This is a genomic window from Arthrobacter sp. Soil782 (assembly GCF_001428435.1).
GTDB classification, from domain to species: Bacteria; Actinomycetota; Actinomycetes; order Actinomycetales; family Micrococcaceae; genus Arthrobacter_D; species Arthrobacter_D parietis.
In genome coordinates, this window is the sequence record NZ_LMSO01000007.1 from 169923 (window position 1) to 188655 (window position 18733).

Consider the following 18733-nt stretch of genomic DNA (forward strand, 5'->3'; position numbering starts at 1 on the left):
CGATGAACGAAAGCTGGGCAGATAAATCCATTTGGTTGACGAAACCTCTTGAAGGTTGGAGTGATGAAGTTCACACTGGAAACGGCAACTCAAAGCACGAACGAAGCATGGGGCGATCATGAGCGGACTAATGCGATGCCGCCAGTGTCAGAGGACCTGGCTTGTCGAAAGCAAGACTGCTGAAACAGTCACTTCCCAGAATCACGCCTTCCTCAATCCGGGGCATAGAACGGTCACGGTCTGGAAACGGGTGGAGCAGCATGCCGAAGTGAGCGCCTGAGGGATTCCTCCTGTAGGGACGCCTCTGACCGTGCAAGACTGGTCGCATGGCATCCGACAAGGCATCACCCGAGCCTCCCGCGCCCCCTCCGCATGAGGACGAGGTGCGGGAGCGAACCCACCTCGGTTTGATGATCGGCGACACATGGCATGCGCTGCAGACCCGCATCGCGGAGCAACGGGGCCGCGTGGAGACGATCATCCCGTACACCGGTTACGGCACCACAAGCTGGGTCCGCATTCTGGCACGCGTTGTGCTCTCCAATCCCCGCGATCTCCAGCCGCTCGAAGGCAAGGAGATGATGAAACCTATCAAGGAGGGGCTGCGGGGGTGGCGCAACTTCGTCAGTGCCCCGGTGCGCTACGCCGAGGTGACACTCGAAATCGACGGAACCAGCGCGGTCGTGCATGCGGACCGCGGCGGAGTCATCGACGTTCACGTAGAAGCCTCACTGAAGCCGGGGTGGCATACCGTCCGGATCAAGTCGGGTGACTCAGTTGTCGCAGACGCTCCAGTCCGTGTTGTTGAAGACGACGTGACGTTCGGCGTTGTCTCCGATATCGACGACACCGTGATGGTGACTGCGCTGCCACGGCCGTTCCTGGCGGCCTGGAACACATTTGTTCTCGACGAGCATGCCCGCACGCCGACTCCCGGTATGTCGGTGCTCATGGAAAGGATTGTGCGGCAGAATCCCGCAGCGCCGGTCCTGTACCTCTCCACGGGCGCCTGGAACGTGGCTCCGGCGCTAACCCGTTTTCTGTCGAGAAACCTCTATCCGGCCGGGCCCAAACTGCTGACGGACTGGGGCCCCACCCGGGATCGCTGGTTCCGGAGCGGCCAGGAACACAAGCGATCCTCGCTCGAGCGGCTCGCGGAGGAGTTTCCGTCAGTGAAGTGGCTCCTGGTCGGCGATGACGGTCAACACGACGAGGCGATCTACGCCGAATTTGCCCGGAACCATCCGGGAAACGTCCGGGCGATTGCCATCCGCCAGCTCTCACCAAGCGAGGCGGTACTGGCCGGCGGCCGGTCGAAGAAGAGCCCGGCCGGATCCACCCCCGGGATTCCGTGGGTTTACGCCAGGGACGGCGCGGGCATGTCCGAGCAGCTGAGCAAGCTGGGGATTGTCGAAGGCGCTGTGCGCATTGATCCGGAGGACGAAGCCTAGCTTTGGTTCTGCTCGGAATCCGGCACGACTTCCTCATACGGCGACGTCGATTCGGCACGCACTGTCAGCAGAATGCGCCGCAAATCCATGCCAAGGGCAGCCGTTGCCTGGATTCGCTGTTCCGCTGCTGCGCCGGAGGCGATCTCCTGCATCAAGCGTTCCACAGCGGCCTCCGCGTGTGTCATGGTGGGTCCATCCGGATCCCAGGCATTCAACGCCTCCGCGGTGCGCACAATTGCATCACGAAGGGGGTCGACAAGCGCCGGCGGCAGGGGAGTGGATTCCGGGGTGTGCCAGATGACCCCCGCCAGCACCTCCGTCATGTCCTGGACGTGGAACGCGATCCGTTCCATCGCCTGCAGGCGCTGGTAATCAGCACTCAGATCCCGCTTGTGGCGCAACCGCCGCGGGTTTCCGCGCCGGCTGCTATCCGCCAGCTGGACCGCGGAACGCACCTCCTGGCCTAGGTTCGACATGCTGCTCTCGCGCTCCGCCCACTCCTCGTGCTCAGGCGGCCAGGACTCGCCCAGGGCCGCAGCCATGTCCGAGAGCTGCTGCGCCAGCAGTTCCCGGAAATTCCGGAGCCCACGGAGCGCACCGTCGAGGTGAAGCGGCGGAAACACCAGCATGTTCACCGACAAGCCCACGACCACCCCTACCAGCATCTGAATGAGGTATCCGAAGGAATACTCCTCCGGGCTATCGCCACCGACGAGGAGGACAAACAGCGAGGCGATCGGTATCCAGTCACGCCCTGCGCCCAATTTCGGCAGCCCGGCGGCAAGGACGCCCACGCCGACGACGATGGCGACGGATACCACCGAGACGTCACCGATGAGGATGATCGGAAACGCCAGAGCAAAGCCGACGGTCAGCCCGATGAGGGTCTGCAAGCCCTGACGGGCCGAGCCGGCGACCGTCGGGTACATGCAGGCCACCGCGCCGAGCGGAGCGTAGTACGGGTATTGGGCAGCGACGCCGGGCACCCGCAGCGCGATCCACCAGGCGATGGCGGCAGCGAGGGCTGTCTTGATTGCCAGAAGCACCCTCTCATGGGTGATCAGCTTTCTCGCGCGGGTTCCGGCCGCCGAACCGGTAAGTGAGCTTAGCATTTCTCAAGTATGACAACCGATTATGAGAGTCCAATGAGCGCACGCCTACCGCGGCCGGAAATAAATGTTTCGCGGATGTGCAACATTCTTGAAGGCGTGCTTGCCGGTGCCGTAACGTTCAGGTCAAGTTACTTCCGTAACGGGTCAGCGACTCCCCATCGAGGGAGTGTGGGTGCCCCCATGTGGGCCTGACATTTGTTTCGCAGGAGTTCCCTTCAGCGCGGCCGCGCTGTTGTGTGGACTTTCTCCTGCTTCCTTTCCCTTATTTCATTCGGTCTCATCCGCGCTCAAGCTTTGAGCAGCGGTAACCGGATGTCCTAACGACCGAGGATACGAATGTCACCACCGTCCAAGTCCGCCCATTCCGTAGGTCCCCCGGCTTCGCAGCCTTACCCCGCCCTTTCCTATGAGCTTTATCCTCCCCGCAGTACCGCTGCGGCTGAAACACTCTGGCGCACCATCCGTGAACTGGAGCAGACCAGTCCGGATTACGTGTCGGTGACCTACGGCGCCTCCGGTTCAAACCGGGATACGGCCGTCGAGCTGCTCTCCCGACTCCTGTCGGATTCATCACTTCGCCCACTGGCCCACCTGACCTGCGTAGGCAATTCCCGAGAGTATCTGCTGGACCTCGTGGATGAACTCATCACCCTGGGCGTCCGGGGTATCCTCGCCCTCCGCGGCGACACTCCGAAAGAACCCATTGTGGGCGCGGGGGACCTGCCCTATGCCAGCGACCTGGTGAAACTCGTCCGCGAGGCCGAGCGACGCCGAACCGCCCACCTCTGCGCGGGCAGACTGGCCGTCGGCGTAGCGGCGTACGCCACTAGACATCCGGAGTCGCCCAGTTTTGGCCACGACATTGAGGCCTTGCTTGCCAAGCAGGCGGCAGGCGCCGATTTCGCAATTACCCAGGTATTTTTCTTCCCCGACCACTATCAGCGGCTGGTGTCCGCTGCCCGTCGTGCCGGCGTCGACATCCCGATCATCCCCGGCGTCATGCCCCTCACGAGCGTGCGCCGGCTTGATCGACTGGCCGAGCTCGCGGGCATTGAGATGGATCACCAGCTGCGGAACCGGCTGGCGGCAGCCACCGACGACGACGCCCGACGACGCATCGGCGTTCAGGCAACGGTGGACCTCGCGAATGCTGCTCTCGACGCCGGCGCGCCGGGGATTCATCTCTACACCTTCAACGAGCACGCCGCAGCGCTGGACGTGCTCGAAAACCTTCAGCTTCGCCGTCCTCCCGTTCCGGGTGGACTCAGCCGAACCGCTTAGCAAACGTCAAGAAACGTTAGAAAGAGGACATATCCATGAGCACCGCATTTCCGAAAGCCACCGTCATCGGTTATCCGCGCATTGGCCGCCGCCGCGAGCTGAAGAAGGCAGTCGAGGCCTACTGGGCCGGCCGCACCTCAGCCGCTGAGCTTGAGACAACCGCGGCCGAGCTGCGGGCTGCGTCTTACGCCCGCCTGAGCGAGCTGGGCCTGGAGGCCGGCAATTACTCCATCCCGGCGTCATTCTCCCTGTATGACCAGGTGCTGGACACCGCCGTCACCTTCGGTGCCGTGTCGGACCGGTTCAAGGACCTGTACGACGGCGACGGTTCGCTTGGTCTCGATGCCTACTTCACGCTCGCCCGCGGTGACAAGGAGCGCCAGCCGCTCGAAATGACCAAGTGGTTCGACACCAACTACCACTACCTGGTCCCCGAGATCGGTCCCGACACTGATTTCTCCCCGGCAAATGACTGGCTCCTGCGCGACGTCGCGGAAGCCGCCGCAGGTGGGTACGCGATACGGCCGACGCTGATCGGCCCTGTCACGTTCCTGTTGCTCAGCAAGGCCGCGGACGAGGCTCCCGCAGGGTTCAATCCGCTGAGCCGCCTGGATGACCTGCTTCCGCTGTACGTGGAGCTGCTCGGCAAGCTTGCAGATGCCGGCGTCGAGTGGGTCCAGCTCGAGGAGCCGTCCCTGGTGGCGGACCAGGCAATTCCCGAGCGTGAGGTGGCGGCCGCCGTGGAGCGTGCCTACGCAGCGCTGGCCACAAACGCGGTCAAGCGCCCGGCCATCCTGGTTACCAGCCAGTACGGGTCGCTCGGTTCGTTGCTGCCGGTGATTGCCGGAACCGACATCGACGCGCTGCACATCGACGTCTTCAAGGGCGCCGTGCCCGCGGGTGAGGATCTTGCCAAGTTCGGATCGACCACGCTTGTCGCCGGCCTGGTGGACGGACACAACATCTGGAAGGCCGACCTCGGCGCCGCTGCCTACAAGCTGGCCGAGCTGGAAGCCTCAGTGCCCGCGCTGGCCGTGTCCACCTCCACGTCGCTGCAGCACGTACCGCACGACGTCGGCGATGAGCAGCAGCTTGACGCCCAGTTGCGGAGCTGGCTGGCTTTCGCGGACCAGAAGGTGACCGAAGTTGTCACCCTCGCGCGGGCGATCGGTAACCCGGGAGCCATTGACGCTGAAATAGCTGCAACGGACGAGGTTCTGGCATCCCGTGCCGGAGCCGCCGGCGTGAACCGCGCCGAGGTGCGGAACCGCGCTGCCGCGTTGACGCCGTCGGACTTCTCCCGTGGGGACTATGCGGTGAGGCTCGCCGCTCAGGAGGACGCGCTGAACCTGCCCGCCCTCCCGACCACCACCATTGGATCCTTCCCGCAGACCTCGGAGGTCCGTTCGGCCCGCGCACGTGCCAACAAGGGCGACCTGACTGCGGAGCAGTACGAGCAGCTCATGAAGGACGAGATCAAGCGCGTCATCGACCTGCAGGAAGAGCTCGGCTTCGATGTCCTGGTTCATGGCGAGCCGGAGCGCAACGACATGGTCCAGTACTTCGCCGAGAATCTCGACGGCTTCGACGTGACGGTCCATGGCTGGGTCCAGTCGTATGGTTCCCGCTGCACCCGGCCGTCGATCCTGTGGGGCGACGTCAGCCGGCCGGCGCCGATCACCGTTCCCTGGACGGAGTTTGCTCAGTCGCTGACCGAGAAGCCGGTCAAGGGCATGCTGACCGGTCCTGTAACCATCCTCGCGTGGTCCTTCGTCCGCGACGACCAGCCGCTGGGCGACACCGCAAACCAGGTGGCGCTGGCGCTCCGTGATGAGGTGACTGATCTGGAGGCCGCCGGCATCAAGGTGATCCAGGTGGATGAACCGGCGCTGCGCGAACTCCTGCCGCTGCGCACGGAGGAGCAGGCCGGCTACCTCGAATGGTCAGTCAACTCCTTCAAGCTCTCGACGGCGTCCGCTGCTCCCGCAACGCAGATCCACACGCATCTGTGCTACTCCGAGTTCGGAGCGATCATTGACGCGATTGACGGGTTGGATGCCGACGTCACCTCGATCGAGGCGGCGCGGTCCCGCATGGAGGTGGTGCATGACCTGGAGGCGCACGGCTTCCAGCGCGGCGTCGGGCCCGGTGTCTACGACATCCACTCCCCGCGCGTTCCGGGTCAGGATGAGGTGGCCGAGTTGCTGGAAGAGGCTGTGCAGCACGTGCCGGCGCGCCAGCTCTGGGTCAACCCGGACTGCGGTTTGAAGACCCGCGGCTACACCGAGACCGAGGAATCCCTGCGGAACCTCGTCAACGCCACGGTTGCCGTCCGTTCCCAGCTTGAGGCTTCGGTCTCCTAGACGCCCTCACACCCGCTCAGTGCGCCGATGGACACGTTGTGCCGCAAAGTATTCGTGTTCACCGGCGCACTCAGCGGCGTTTAACGCCTGAATCCATACCCTAAGCCGGGCGGCTGCTCGTCCGCGGGGCGATCCGCCGGTCCTTCAGGACGTCGGCGAGCTGGTCCATGAAGAGACGGACCTGCGTGGTCTGCTTCCCGGCGATCTGAAGCGCGAAGATGCTGCGGGCGAGGCGAATCTCGGGAACATCGAGAGCGACGATGCCTTCCGGGGCGCGCAGCATTGCCAGCTCAGGAACCAGTGCAGCACCCATACCCGCCGCGGCCATGGCGAGGCTGGCATTGAAGTCGTCGCAGTAGGCCGCGATATGCGGGTGCAGGTTGCAGCTGGCGAACAACCTTTCAATGACCGTGGCATCCGAGGTTCCGGGGTGGTGCATGATCCATGGCATATCCGCCAACTGCCCTGCGGACACGGCGGACCCTTCCGCGATTCCCCACGCCGCCGGCAGGACCACGCGGAAGTTGTCATCGCCGATCCACTGCCTGCTCACCGAAGACGGCCAGGCCAACCCGCCCTGTCCCACCTGGAAGACCAGCGCGAGATCCAGTTCGCCACCGTTCCGCAGACCGTGGATGGTCTGCGATGGCTCGCCCACGAAAACCTTCAAATTGATGCCCAGCTGTTTCCACTGCGGTGTGCGGACGAGGCGGGGGAGTGCAAAGGTGGCAAGACTGGGAAAGATCCCGAGCCGCAGTTCCTGGGTCACCGCAGCTCCGGCCTTTGCAGTGGAGGCCATGAGGGTGTCGATGTCGGTCAGCACTTTGGTAGCGTGGCGCGCCATGACGACGGCGGCTTCCGTGGGAACCGCGCTCCGCGCGGACCGGGTGAACAGGGTGACGCCGGTATCCCGTTCAAGGGCGGACATCTGCTGCGACACTGCCGAGGCGGTGTAACCGAGGCGGGTTGCGGCGGACGCGAAGGAACCATGCCGGATGACCTCCAGCAGCGTCCGAAGGTGAACTGGGTTGACCACGTCGTCATCTTCTCACGGTCGGCCGACACGCCGAGCCGACACGACACGCACATGACTTTGCCTGTGTGGACAGCAGTCCACAGGCTGTGGACCGACGGAGGAGAAACCGTGCGTTTGAGCCGTTTCCTGCACCCTCCGCACATGGATTCCCTGTGGACTAATCGGACAGCAAATGACATACTTGTAATACATCATCTTGGGGTCGGCGCCACTGCGTTGCACTAGATGTAGTATCTAGATATCGAATTACCTGCTGGCGTGGCACGTTCCGTATCAACCGTTTGGGCGGTCTGAAGAGCGGCATGAAGCCCACCAACATTGGCCGAATAACAGCACTTCACAAGGGGAGTCAGGGACATGACCGTCACGGTTTACACCAAGCCAGCATGCGTACAGTGCAACGCCACGTATCGGGCCCTGGACAAGAAGGGCATCGCTTACCAGAGCGTTGACATCTCTCAGGATCCGGCGGCGCTGGAGCGGGTTCGTTCGCTCGGTTACATGCAGGCGCCTGTTGTCATCACCGAAAAGGACCACTGGTCCGGGTTCCGTCCGGACAAGATCAATGAACTCGCCCTGGGATCGGTCACTTCCGTAGCCTAGGCCTTTCGTTTCACCCACTCGCGAGGGGCGGATGTAGTCGGGATGACAACACCAACCATCAGTCGAAGTGCCCGTGGACGGGCAGTTGGGGAACCGTTGGAAACTGACGCGCCGCTCATCTACTTTTCGTCGGCGTCGGATAATACCCACCGGTTCGTCACCAAGTTGCCAGTTCGTTCGGCGCGGATTCCGCTCCTCACCAAAGACGACACGCTGCACGCGCTGAGTCCGTTCGTGCTGGTCTTTCCGACCTACGGCGGAATCAGCGGTCAAGGGGCAGTGCCCCGGCAGGTGATCAAGTTCCTCAATGTCGAGGACAACCGCCTGCTGCTTCGCGGCGTGATCGGCGCGGGCAATACCAACTTCGGGGACACGTACTGCCTGGCGGCGGATATTGTCGCGGCCAAGTGCAGCGTTCCCGTTTTATATCGATTTGAACTAATGGGCACGTCCGAGGACGTTGACCGGGTAACCCAAGGATTGGATGAGTTTTGGACATGACAGTCGCTGAAACAGAAGCACCCGCACTTCCGGAGCGCTTCAAGGGCCTGGGCTATCACGAGCTCAACGCCATGCTGAACCTTTACGGCCCGAACGGCGAGATCCAGTTCGAGGCTGACCGGGAGGCCGCGCACCAGTATTTCCTTCAGCACGTCAACAACAACACCGTCTTCTTCCATGACCTCGAGGAGAAGCTCGACTACCTCGTGAAGAATGAGTACTACGAGCGGGAAACCCTCGATCAGTACACAATGAACTTCATCCGCGACCTGTACAAGCGGGCCTACGAGAAGAAGTTCCGGTTCGAAACTTTCCTTGGCGCGTTCAAGTTCTACACCTCGTACACACTGAAGACTTTCGATGGCAAGCGCTACCTGGAGCGGTACGAGGATCGGGTCTGCATGGTTGCCATGCACCTCGCGCGGGGCAATGAAGACCTCGCTAACCGCATGGTTGATGAAATCATCGAGGGCAGGTTCCAGCCGGCAACACCGACCTTCCTCAACGCCGGAAAGCGGCAGCGCGGCGAGCTGGTTTCCTGCTTCCTGCTGCGGATCGAAGACAATATGGAGTCCATTGGCCGCTCCATCAACTCGGCCCTCCAGCTCTCCAAGCGCGGCGGCGGCGTGGCGTTCGCCCTCACGAACATCCGTGAGGTCGGCGCGCCGATCAAGCAGATCGAGAACCAGTCCTCCGGCGTCATCCCCGTGATGAAACTCCTCGAAGACAGCTTCTCCTACGCCAACCAGCTGGGAGCACGCCAGGGCGCCGGGGCCGTGTACCTGCACGCGCACCACCCGGACATCAACCGTTTCCTGGACACCAAGCGGGAGAACGCCGACGAGAAGATCCGCATCAAGACCCTCTCGCTGGGCGTCGTTGTCCCGGACATCACGTTCGAGCTCGCAAAGAAGGACGAGGACATGTACCTGTTCTCGCCCTACGACGTCGAGCGCGTCTACGGCATGCCGTTCTCCGACGTCTCGGTCACCGAGAAGTACTACGAAATGGTTGACGATTCCCGGATCAAGAAGACCAAGATCAAGGCCCGTGAGTTCTTCCAGACCCTCGCGGAAATCCAGTTCGAATCCGGCTACCCGTACATCATGTTCGAAGACACCGTGAACCGGGCCAACCCGATCGACGGCAAGATCATCATGTCCAACCTGTGCTCGGAAATCCTGCAGGTTTCACAGCCCACCACATACAACGATGACTTGTCCTATGCTGATACCGGCAAGGACATTTCGTGCAACCTGGGTTCGCTGAACATCGCGAAGACGATGGATTCCCCTGACTTCGGCAGCACCATCGAGACCTCCATCCGTGCACTCTCGGCTGTCTCGGACATGTCCAACATCACCTCCGTTCCATCGATCGCCAGAGGAAACGACTCCTCGCATGCCATCGGGCTCGGCCAGATGAACCTTCACGGTTACCTGGCCCGGGAGCGGGTGCACTACGGCTCTGAAGAGGGCCTGGACTTCACCAATATCTACTTCTATTCGGTTGTCTACCACGCCGTGCGGGCTTCGAACCTGCTGGCGATTGAGACCGGGCAGACCTTCGGCGGCTTCAAGAAGTCCAAGTACGCGTCGGGGGAGTTCTTCGACAAGTACACCGATCAGGAATGGGTGCCGCAGACCGAGCGGGTCAAGGAGATGTTCGCCAAGGTGCATATCCCCACGCAGGAAGATTGGCGTGCGCTGAAGGCGTCGGTCATGGAGCACGGCATCTACAACCAGAACCTGCAGGCTGTGCCTCCAACCGGGTCGATCAGCTACATCAACAATTCGACCTCGTCCATCCACCCTGTGGCGTCGAAGGTTGAGATCCGCAAGGAGGGCAAGCTGGGACGCGTGTATTACCCGGCGCCGTACCTCACCAACGACAACCTGGAGTACTACCAGGATGCGTATGAGATTGGCTACGAGAAGGTCATCGACACTTACGCCGCTGCCACGCAGCACGTGGATCAGGGCCTGTCGCTGACCCTGTTCTTCAAGGACACCGCCACCACCCGTGACATCAACAAGGCACAGATTTATGCCTGGAAGAAGGGCATCAAGACCGTCTATTACATCCGTCTCCGCCAGCTGGCGCTGGAGGGCACTGAGGTAGAAGGTTGCGTCAGCTGCATGCTGTAACCAGCAAGTAAGCCAACAACGACGTCGATGGGCCGGCGTGCAGAAAGCCGGCCCGCCGTCGTCGTACATTTATTAGAGGAAATTCACCGCCCTAGCGGGCAGTTCAAGCGAATGGGACAAGGGGTCACGATGACCGAGAAGGTTAAGTTGCTGTCGCACGTTGAGGCGATCAACTGGAACCGTATCCAGGACGACAAAGACGTCGATGTCTGGAACCGTCTGGTCAATAACTTCTGGCTTCCCGAGAAGGTGCCCCTGTCCAACGACGTCCAGTCGTGGAACACGTTGACGCCGGCGGAGCAACAGCTCACCATGCGGGTGTTCACCGGCCTGACGCTCCTGGATACCATTCAAGGCACCGTTGGCGCCGTCTCGCTGATTCCCGATGCAATCACGCCGCACGAAGAAGCCGTGTACACGAACATCGCGTTCATGGAATCGGTGCATGCCAAGAGCTACTCCTCGATCTTCTCCACGCTGGCTTCCACGAAGGAGATTGACGAGGCATTCCGGTGGTCCACCGAGAACGTCAACCTTCAGAAGAAGGCCAGCATCGTCATGGATTACTACCAGGGTGACGATCCGCTGAAGCGCAAGGTGGCCTCCACGCTGCTGGAGAGCTTCCTGTTCTATTCCGGCTTCTACCTGCCCATGTACTGGTCTTCACGCGCCAAGCTCACGAACACAGCCGACCTGATCCGCCTGATCATCCGCGATGAGGCCGTTCACGGGTACTACATCGGGTACAAATTCCAGAAGGGCCTGGAGAAGGTTTCCGAGGAGAAGCGCCAGGAAATCAAGGACTACACCTTCGAGCTGCTCTTCGAGCTGTACGAGAACGAAGTTCAGTACACGCATGACCTGTACGACGGCGTCGGACTGGCTGAGGACGTCAAGAAGTTCCTGCACTACAACGCCAACAAGGCCCTCATGAACCTGGGCTACGAGGCGATGTTCCCGTCTTCGGTCACGGACGTGAACCCGGCGATCCTCTCGGCACTGTCACCGAACGCGGATGAGAACCACGACTTCTTCTCGGGGTCGGGATCGTCGTACGTCATCGGCAAGGCAGTCAACACCGAAGACGAGGACTGGGACTTCTAGAGTCGGTGTGCGGCCAGACGGCGTTGCTCGCTGCCGTCTGAATCTGGTTTTTCGACCATGTCTTCGGAGCTGAGGGCGTCCTCGTTGACGGTGACTACTCAGCTTTCGATGCATTCGCGCCCCGACAGACCGTGGAGTCATTGTTCTCGCCCTGGTGCTACACGTATTGCCAGCCCATCGACGAAATGAGAGACGATGCTTAAGGGGCGGCTAGTCGTTGGAATAACGGCGCTCTTGTTCACCATGACAGGTTGTAGCAGTGAATCGCTCATCGGCGCGCAGCCGGACGCACCTCCAACTCACGCGGACCTCGATGTCCTACAGACAACGGCCGGTCAAGAGGACACGATTTCGACGGAAGCGGACGTTTCCTACCTCGATGAGAACTCTTCACGTTTCCTCGCCGAGCAGGACGGTTTGCATTTCTACGCGGGGGTAAAAACGTCGAAGGCGGGTTCCAACACCTGTCTCGTCGTCGTGTCGCAGGGGCACGGCCAGACGACCGGTGGGTGCGACCTAAACAGCGGCGAAGAGGTCGGCGCATCGTATATCGCCTTTGGCGTTGAGGCTCGGCTCGTAACCGACGACGCAAACCTTCAGGACTATGTGGACAACGGATGGAGCAATCCTCATCCGAACCTGATCACGAGAAACAGCTCGAGCTGAAAGTCCGCAACTGGAGATTCAGTATTCACTCCAAAAGCTTGCCGGCGACGGAGTCGTCCGCGGTGGATTCAGCGAGAGCCCGGAAAGAACCGGGAGCCGGGGGCAGCGCTTCGAAGCTGACTCCCTCTGCCGGCGACCAGATGAAGTTCCCCTTCAGGGAGGGATCCATCGCAGGGAAATCCCCACGGTTATGGGCCCCACGGGTTTCGCGCCGTTCGAGCGCGCACTCCAGGGTGGCACGTGCGGCCAGCAGCGAGCCAAGCAGGTCGTAGGCATGGGCCAGGTCATCGAAGCCGGCGATGTCCGGATGTGCGGTGACGTTCTGAACACGCTCCTCCAGAGCCGCTAGCTTGTCCAGCCCTTCCTGGAGCCCCTGCTCGGTACGCACCACACCGGCATGCTCGGTCATCAGGTTGCGCAGCTCGCGCTGTAGGCGCCGTACTGACTCGGTGCCGTTCTCGCGCAACAGAGACTGCATCTCGGTGCGGGCCAGTCCGACGGCGGCCGGATGCCTGCTTATCTCGGTGCGGGAGCCCACGTACGCAGCGACATGCTCCCCGGTGATGCGCCCGTAGACAAGTAGCTCAATCAGTGAATTGCCACCCAACCGGTTGGCCCCATGTAGACCCGAGGAAGCCTCGCCGATTGCGAACAGCCCGTTCACTCCGGTGCTATGGTCCTCCGGTGCTACCCACACCCCGCCCATCGAGTAATGGGCGGTGGGGGCGATTTCCATTTTGGTGGTGGTGATGTCCACCATCTGCAGGTCGATCAGGGTGCGGTAGACCCGCGGCAGCTTGTCCAGGATGGTCTCGCGCGGCAAGTGTGAGACGTCCAGATAGACGCCTCCCTTCTCGGTCCCGCGGCCCTCGGCAACCTCGGTGAATGCGGCAAGAGCCACCCGGTCCCGGGTGGAGAGTTCCATACGCGCGGGATCATAGCGTTCCATGAAACGTTCACCGAGAGCGTTCGTGAGGATACCGCCCTCTCCACGCGCGGCTTCGGAGACGAGGGTGCCGGCGGCGTCGTCGGGCTCCAGGAGGCCCGACGGGTGGAACTGAACAAGTTCCGCGTCGCGAATCCGGGCACCGGCCAGTGCTGCCAACCTGAAGGAGTCACCGGTGTTCTCGTCGCGGCGGGAGGAGGTATGCCGCCAAATTCGGGTGTGCCCACCTGCGGCCAGGATGACCGCGTCGGCGTGGATCTGCACGGGGGTGCCGTCCACGATGTCGAAGCCGTAGGCGCCGAAGATCGTGCCGTCGGCGACGAGCAGGCGGGTGATGTAGACCGTGTCGATGATCGGCACGTTCAACTCTGCCGCCCGGCGCATCAGGGTGCGCTGGATTTCAAGACCGGTGTAGTCCCCGGCGTAGGCGGTACGGCGGTACTTATGGGCACCGAAGAAGCGCTGCGAGATCCGTCCGTCTTCCTCCCGGGCGAACGGCATCCCCCACTGTTCGAGGTCCGCAATGCCGCGGGCCGCATTGCGCGCGACGGTCTCTACGATGCTCGGGTCGGCCAGGAAGTAAGACTCGCGCAGGGTATCGGCGGCGTGCTGCTGCCAGCTGTCCTCGGGGTCCATAGTGGCCAGAGCGGCGTTGATCCCGCCAGCCGCCAGAGTGGTGTGCGCATCATGCTTGCGGCGCTTGCCCACCGCCAGCACCTGCACCCCACGCTGAGCGAGTTCGATCGACGCGCGCAACCCGGCGCCCCCGGTGCCGATGACCAGCACGGACGTGGACATGAGACGTTCGGAAGTGTGGTGGAGATTCATACCCACAACGTTAGGTTTGTCTTCGTTATGTCTCCAATGAATTATTCGATTCAATATCATGCGTTTACGCTATGATGATGAAGTTAGACCAGTTGCGCTCCTTCGAAGCGGTAGCTCGGGTGGGGCATTTCACACGCGCGGCCGAGGAGCTGTATCTCGCCCAGCCGTCCCTGAGCCGTCAGATCGCGTCGCTTGAGGCCGATCTTGGCGCCGAGCTGTTCCACCGGGGCTCGTCACGAGCAACGCTGACGAATGCGGGCGAGGTATTGCTGCCCATCGCCAGGCGCATGCTCGGCGACGCGCAGACCGCTCGCGAGAAGATGGACGAACTGTCAGGATTACGCCGCGGTCGAGTTCGGCTCGGTGCCCCACCGACTCTGTGCGTCTCGCTGGTCGCTGATGTGTTGGCCGCCTTTCGCAGTGCGCATCCCGGGGTGGAATTGCACATCACGGAGGGCGGCTCGCGTTTCCTGGTGGAGGCCCTCCACGAAGGTGCACTGGATCTGGCCCTGGTGGTCACCCGCGCAGTGAACCCGACGGTTCCTGGCACCGAATTGATTCCACTGCTCACAGAAGAGCTTGTGGTCGTCTCCGCCGCCGGATCGGCGATGCCGGAAGAGCTCACATTGAAAGAGCTGGCTCACATCCCTCAGGTGGCGTTCAACCGCAGTTACGACCTGCGGGTCGCCACCGATGCTGCGTTCTCCGCCGCGGGTCTGGAACCGGTGGTGGCCGTCGAGGGCGCCGAAATGGACGCAGTGCTGCGGTTTGTTGAAAGAGGGCTCGGCGTGGCCGTGGTGCCGGCGATGGTGGTCAATGACCGCCCCGGACTGCGGAGCGCTCGCTTGGCGAGTCCTTCGCTGACGCGGACCGTCAACTTGGCCCGGCGCAACGACGTCGGACCCTCGGCCGCTGCTGCTGCCATGCAGCAGCTCGTCTTTGACATCGTGGACCGACTTGCGGCGCCGGGCACCGACCTGGCGCGTCTGGTTACGCCAGCTCCACGGGACTCAGAGAATTAGATCACCCCATGACTGCTGGACATGTCCGGTGTTTGCTCACTCGGATATCGGCGCCCGTTGTCTGTTGCCTACGGCTTCGATTGCTGCGGCGATGCCAAGCAACACGGCTGTACCGAAAGTAGTACCGAAGGCGACAAGTATCGCCCCGACCGCCCACAGGCCGCCCGAATCTATGGCAGAGGCAGTGCTGATCCATGCAAGCGTGAAGGAAGCAGGAAGTACCAGCAGAGCAACGATGAAATGCAAGAGCCGGTAGGCGAGCCCTATCACCACGATGCCGCACAGAAGCGCCGCCACTCCCTGCCATACTTCATACGGTCCAGTCAGTTCACCCGTGGCGGCGTCGTACTGGTACTCGGTATCCCAGGCGAACCAGCCGAACCAGAGCGCTGCTGACAGGAGGGCAATCAGGACGACGGCCGACCATTGCTCAAACGGCCGCCGGTCGCGGTTTCGGGTCAGGCGCATCCTTTACTCTAAATCCGAGTATCGGTTGAGCCGACAAGCTGTACTTCGCCGTTCCCGTGTTCTCCTGAGCTGATTGTCACTACCGCCGGATGAGTTCCTGAGGACAGCAGTAGCGATCTGTATGCCGAACGCTACGGTGACCAGTGTTATCAGGAGCGCCACCCATGCGGATGGGGAAGTCTGCGAGAAGTATCCGACTATAAGCATCAGAACAAGGCTCCCTATCAGCGGTTCTGTCCTGACATTCCTGACTCGTCCCTGGTTTTTTCTGGCCCTAACCAATACGGGCGAGATCCCGTCTGATGTAGCGGAGGTGTGCCCACTCCTCCTCGAGGATCACGCGAATGCAGTCGCCGACGGTCGGACGCCAGTCGCCGCCGCCCCATGGGTTCTCGCGTTGCTCTGCGAGAAGATCCGCAGTCACCGTGGCCAGAAAATCGGTGACCTGCCGTTGTCGCTGTGCCCGAACAGCGAGGATCTCCTCGTACGCCGGCGCTTCCACCCGGAAGATCGACATGTCGAAACCCATCTCGCGGGCACCGGTGAAGATCAGCCCGATCTCGTGGAACGGCTGCTCCTTCCGCAGGATCCCGCCGCCGAGCCAAGCGTCGGTCGCCAGAATGAGGTGCCTCAGGGTTTGGGCCAGAGACCATTCCTCCGCTACCTGTCTGTCCACCAGGTCCGTCGGCGTGCCCTCCACAGTCTCCTGCCACGCGGACTGCACCGCGAGCCACCCCTCCCGCAGGCCTTCGGGCGTCTGCGCCTTCTGCAGTTCGCGGCCAGGGAAATGCCGGTTGAGCTCGGCATCCACAAGCGGCACCACGTCGACCCCGTTGACGAAAAGACTGCCGAAGAACAGGTCGTGGCTGTCGATGTCGAGTCCGTCCACGTCGACGCCGCGCATCGACACGCCGCTGACATCAGAGAATCGCAGGGTGGCGCCTTTGAAACTTGCCCTGACGAAGGTTGCGCCTTCGAATTCCTTCGTGCCGTTGTATGTCCTCATGGCCCTCATTCTCCGGTGAAGGCGCGCTGAAAGCTACGGTAGAGGACGACTCTTTGCGGAAGGATTGTGTCCGTTCCTAGAACAACGGCCAGGGCACCGCGGGCATTTCACCGCTCGGAGCTGGGAACCGCCCGGACGAGCCCATCCGGGTGCAACGCGCCGCGAGCGCAGCGATTTCGTCCGCGGACAGAAGGTCCGCGAGTTCATGGCCCAGCTCACCGTGCAGGGCTTCGATGAGGCGATCGACGCCGTCGAGCTCTTCGCGAGTCAGCGGATCACCCAACCAGCCCCACAACACCGTGCGCAGCTTATGCTCGCTATGGAACGTAAGCCCATGGTCCACGCCATGCCGATGGCCGTCTGCCATTGCAAGGATGTGGTCGCCCTTGCGGTCGGCGTTGTTGACCAGTACGTCGAACACCGCCATACGTCTCAGCGCGGGGGAGTCCTCGTGGATGAGAGCTACCATCGAGCCGTTCTCGTCCTGACCTTCGAGGACCTGCTTCCAGCCGGTCTCCGGCACATCCCCCGTGGCGACCAGATCCACGGCATTCTGGGAATGGTCCGTCTCCTGCCAGAGCTGGACCATTCCCTCACCCAATGGACCACCGCGCAGCCAGGTGCGAGGCACAACATTCCAGCCCAAGGTCTCCGAGACCAGGTAGGCGGCAATCTCCCGGTGGGCAAGGGCGCCGTCGGGGAAATCCCAGAGCGGACGCTCGCCTGCTACCGGCTTGTAGATAACTGCTGCATCGCCGATGCTGCCCAGGAAGGTAGCATTTGACGCCGTCGTGATGCGGCCGGTGAGGGTCAGCTCGGCGGTCAACAGGTCCGGCGTCGGCATCAGGCTTCGGGCAGGGCGCAGGTGTGACCGTCGGCGTCGATGGGCTGACCGCACAGCACGCAGATCGGACGCCCGGCACCTACGACCTCGCGGGTGCGCTTGGCGAAGGCGCGGGCGGTACCGACAGGCATGCTGACCCGCAGCACTTCGGACGCATCGGCGTCGTCGTCATCGGGGAAGGCTTCGTCTTCTCTCTCAGTGTCGCTGAGCGGGTACGCCTCGACGACAATCTGGGCTGTCGTCGGGTCCCACCCCAGACTCATGACGCCGGTGCGGAACTGTTCCTCGACCGCCTCAAGCTGCTCATTGTCGACGAGTTCGATGGGAGTGCTCGTGGGCACGCTGAAGGGGTTGCCCTCGAGGCTGATGAGCTGATCGAGGATCTCATCGATCTTTTCGGCGAGTTGCGCCGACTGCTGCTTCTCGAGGGCGATGCTGACGATCTGCTTTCCTGCACGTACCTGCAGGTAGAACGTGCGGGCCCCCGGAAGCCCGATGGTGCCGACGACGACGCGGTCAGGCCAGACAAACTCGTGAACAGTTGTGGGCATGTGGCTATTTTAGGCTCATCGGGCTGATGACGCCGTGTGTCCTGTGCCACCGCCCACCGGCGCGTCGTCGGAAGTGACGCTGTTGGTGAGCCACGACAGATCCCCGGCGTCGGTATTGGTTGCATGAACGGTCGGTCGACTGGCTCCATAACGCACGATCGACACGGAGGCTGGGCCGACGTTGATGCGTTGGAACAGGTCGAGGTGCATGCCGAGTGCGTCTGCAAGGATCGACTTGATGATGTCACCATGACTCACCGCCACCCACACTGCTCCCGGCCCGTGGAGAGATTCGAAGGAGGCGTCGCGGCGTCGGATCGCCGCCACCGACCGGGCCTGCATCGCGGCCATGGATTCGCCTCCGGGAAAAGTGACGGCGGACGGTTGCGATTGCACAGCCGACCACAGGTCTTCGGTGGCGAGATCATTGAGCATGCGGCCCTGCCACTGGCCGTAATCACATTCCGTCAGACAGGCATCGAGATCCATTTCGACGGGTGCACGCGAGGCACCGGACTGGCGATCGAGGATGAACTGGGCGGTCTGCTGACATCTCTCAAGCGGGCTCGATACGACTCCGGCAACCTGGACGGCTGCAAGCCGGTCAGCGGTCAGGGCTGCCTGCTCCCGGCCGACCTCGTCCAGACTGACGCCGTCGGCCCTACCGGCCAGAAGCCCTGAAGCATTTGCTGTGGTGCGGCCGTGCCGCACGAGAAGAACTGTCGCCATCCACCCAGCGTAACCATCTGCGCGACGGTGGACCTTCAGGGTGCTGACGTGTGGTTACTTGCACCCGGGTGGACT

At 62.3% G+C, this 18733-nt stretch carries 17 protein-coding genes; 9 read left to right on the forward strand and 8 right to left on the reverse strand.

What is annotated here, in order from left to right; genetic code table 11:
- Positions 1-326: 326 nt before the first annotated feature.
- Entirely contained in the window at positions 327-1451 is a 1125-nt protein-coding gene (locus ASH00_RS08325) for an App1 family protein (RefSeq protein WP_056547322.1), read from the forward strand.
- Here ASH00_RS08325 and ASH00_RS08330 read toward each other — a convergent pair.
- Positions 1448-2563 (reverse strand): FUSC family protein, encoded by a 1116-nt coding sequence (locus ASH00_RS08330; RefSeq protein WP_056547325.1) that lies wholly within the window; start codon positions 2561-2563, stop codon positions 1448-1450. The genes ASH00_RS08325 and ASH00_RS08330 overlap by 4 nt on opposite strands.
- Before the next feature lie 336 nt (positions 2564-2899).
- Between ASH00_RS08330 and ASH00_RS08335 the strand changes: the two genes are divergently transcribed.
- Together ASH00_RS08335 and metE are read left to right on the forward strand one after the other, a co-directional pair.
- Positions 2900-3844 carry a methylenetetrahydrofolate reductase gene (locus tag ASH00_RS08335; RefSeq protein WP_056547328.1) on the forward strand — a complete coding sequence of 315 codons (945 nt, stop codon included), beginning with the start codon at positions 2900-2902 and terminating at the stop codon, positions 3842-3844.
- A 35-nt stretch (positions 3845-3879) separates the two neighbouring features.
- Positions 3880-6207: a 5-methyltetrahydropteroyltriglutamate--homocysteine S-methyltransferase gene (gene metE / locus ASH00_RS08340; protein WP_056547332.1), complete on the forward strand. Its 2328-nt coding sequence runs from the start codon at positions 3880-3882 to the stop codon at positions 6205-6207.
- A 100-nt stretch (positions 6208-6307) separates the two neighbouring features.
- Here the strand turns inward: metE and ASH00_RS08345 are convergent, their stop codons facing one another.
- Positions 6308-7243, reverse strand: coding sequence for a LysR family transcriptional regulator (locus tag ASH00_RS08345; protein WP_056547334.1), 936 nt, complete (start codon positions 7241-7243; stop codon positions 6308-6310).
- Positions 7244-7600: 357 nt separating this feature from the next.
- Here ASH00_RS08345 and nrdH point away from each other — a divergent pair, with 357 nt between their 5' ends.
- From nrdH to ASH00_RS08370, 5 genes are all read left to right on the forward strand, one after another.
- Entirely contained in the window at positions 7601-7846 is a 246-nt protein-coding gene (gene nrdH, locus ASH00_RS08350) for a glutaredoxin-like protein NrdH (RefSeq protein ID WP_056547337.1), read from the forward strand.
- A gap of 42 nt (positions 7847-7888) precedes the next feature.
- The gene (nrdI, locus tag ASH00_RS08355) at positions 7889-8347 is read left to right on the forward strand and encodes a class Ib ribonucleoside-diphosphate reductase assembly flavoprotein NrdI (protein ID WP_056547340.1); all 459 of its coding nucleotides are present in this window, start codon (positions 7889-7891) and stop codon (positions 8345-8347) included.
- On the forward strand, positions 8344-10494 hold the full coding sequence (gene nrdE, locus ASH00_RS08360) for a class 1b ribonucleoside-diphosphate reductase subunit alpha (RefSeq protein WP_056547343.1): 2151 nt from the start codon (positions 8344-8346) through the stop codon (positions 10492-10494). The genes nrdI and nrdE overlap by 4 nt, the downstream gene beginning before the upstream one ends.
- 129 nt (positions 10495-10623) lie before the next feature.
- Positions 10624-11598 (forward strand): class 1b ribonucleoside-diphosphate reductase subunit beta, encoded by a 975-nt coding sequence (gene nrdF / locus ASH00_RS08365; RefSeq protein ID WP_056547799.1) that lies wholly within the window; start codon positions 10624-10626, stop codon positions 11596-11598.
- Positions 11599-11832: 234 nt separating this feature from the next.
- Positions 11833-12264 carry a hypothetical protein gene (locus ASH00_RS08370; RefSeq protein ID WP_157359055.1) on the forward strand — a complete coding sequence of 144 codons (432 nt, stop codon included), beginning with the start codon at positions 11833-11835 and terminating at the stop codon, positions 12262-12264.
- Positions 12265-12289: 25 nt separating this feature from the next.
- Here the strand turns inward: ASH00_RS08370 and ASH00_RS08375 are convergent, their stop codons facing one another.
- Complete coding sequence (locus ASH00_RS08375; RefSeq protein ID WP_056547349.1) at positions 12290-14038, reverse strand: FAD-binding protein; 1749 nt, start codon at positions 14036-14038, stop codon at positions 12290-12292.
- A 71-nt stretch (positions 14039-14109) separates the two neighbouring features.
- Here ASH00_RS08375 and ASH00_RS08380 point away from each other — a divergent pair, with 71 nt between their 5' ends.
- Entirely contained in the window at positions 14110-15060 is a 951-nt protein-coding gene (locus ASH00_RS08380) for a LysR family transcriptional regulator (RefSeq protein ID WP_056547352.1), read from the forward strand.
- 36 nt (positions 15061-15096) lie between these two features.
- On the opposite strand, the gene ASH00_RS08385 is transcribed toward ASH00_RS08380, so the two are convergent.
- The 5 genes from ASH00_RS08385 to ASH00_RS08405 all read right to left on the reverse strand — a co-directional run bounded on the left by ASH00_RS08385 (position 15097) and on the right by ASH00_RS08405 (position 18658).
- Positions 15097-15528, reverse strand: coding sequence for a hypothetical protein (locus ASH00_RS08385; protein WP_056547354.1), 432 nt, complete (start codon positions 15526-15528; stop codon positions 15097-15099).
- 274 nt (positions 15529-15802) lie between these two features.
- Positions 15803-16534, reverse strand: a complete 732-nt coding sequence (locus ASH00_RS08390; protein ID WP_056547356.1) for a DinB family protein — start codon at positions 16532-16534, stop codon at positions 15803-15805.
- 76 nt (positions 16535-16610) lie between these two features.
- Positions 16611-17378, reverse strand: a complete 768-nt coding sequence (locus ASH00_RS08395; protein WP_056547358.1) for an SCO1664 family protein — start codon at positions 17376-17378, stop codon at positions 16611-16613.
- Positions 17378-17929 (reverse strand): DUF3090 domain-containing protein, encoded by a 552-nt coding sequence (locus ASH00_RS08400; protein ID WP_056547359.1) that lies wholly within the window; start codon positions 17927-17929, stop codon positions 17378-17380. The genes ASH00_RS08395 and ASH00_RS08400 overlap by 1 nt, the downstream gene beginning before the upstream one ends.
- A 15-nt stretch (positions 17930-17944) precedes the next feature.
- On the reverse strand, positions 17945-18658 hold the full coding sequence (locus ASH00_RS08405) for a histidine phosphatase family protein (protein ID WP_056547362.1): 714 nt from the start codon (positions 18656-18658) through the stop codon (positions 17945-17947).
- Between the last annotated feature and the right edge of the window lie 75 nt (positions 18659-18733).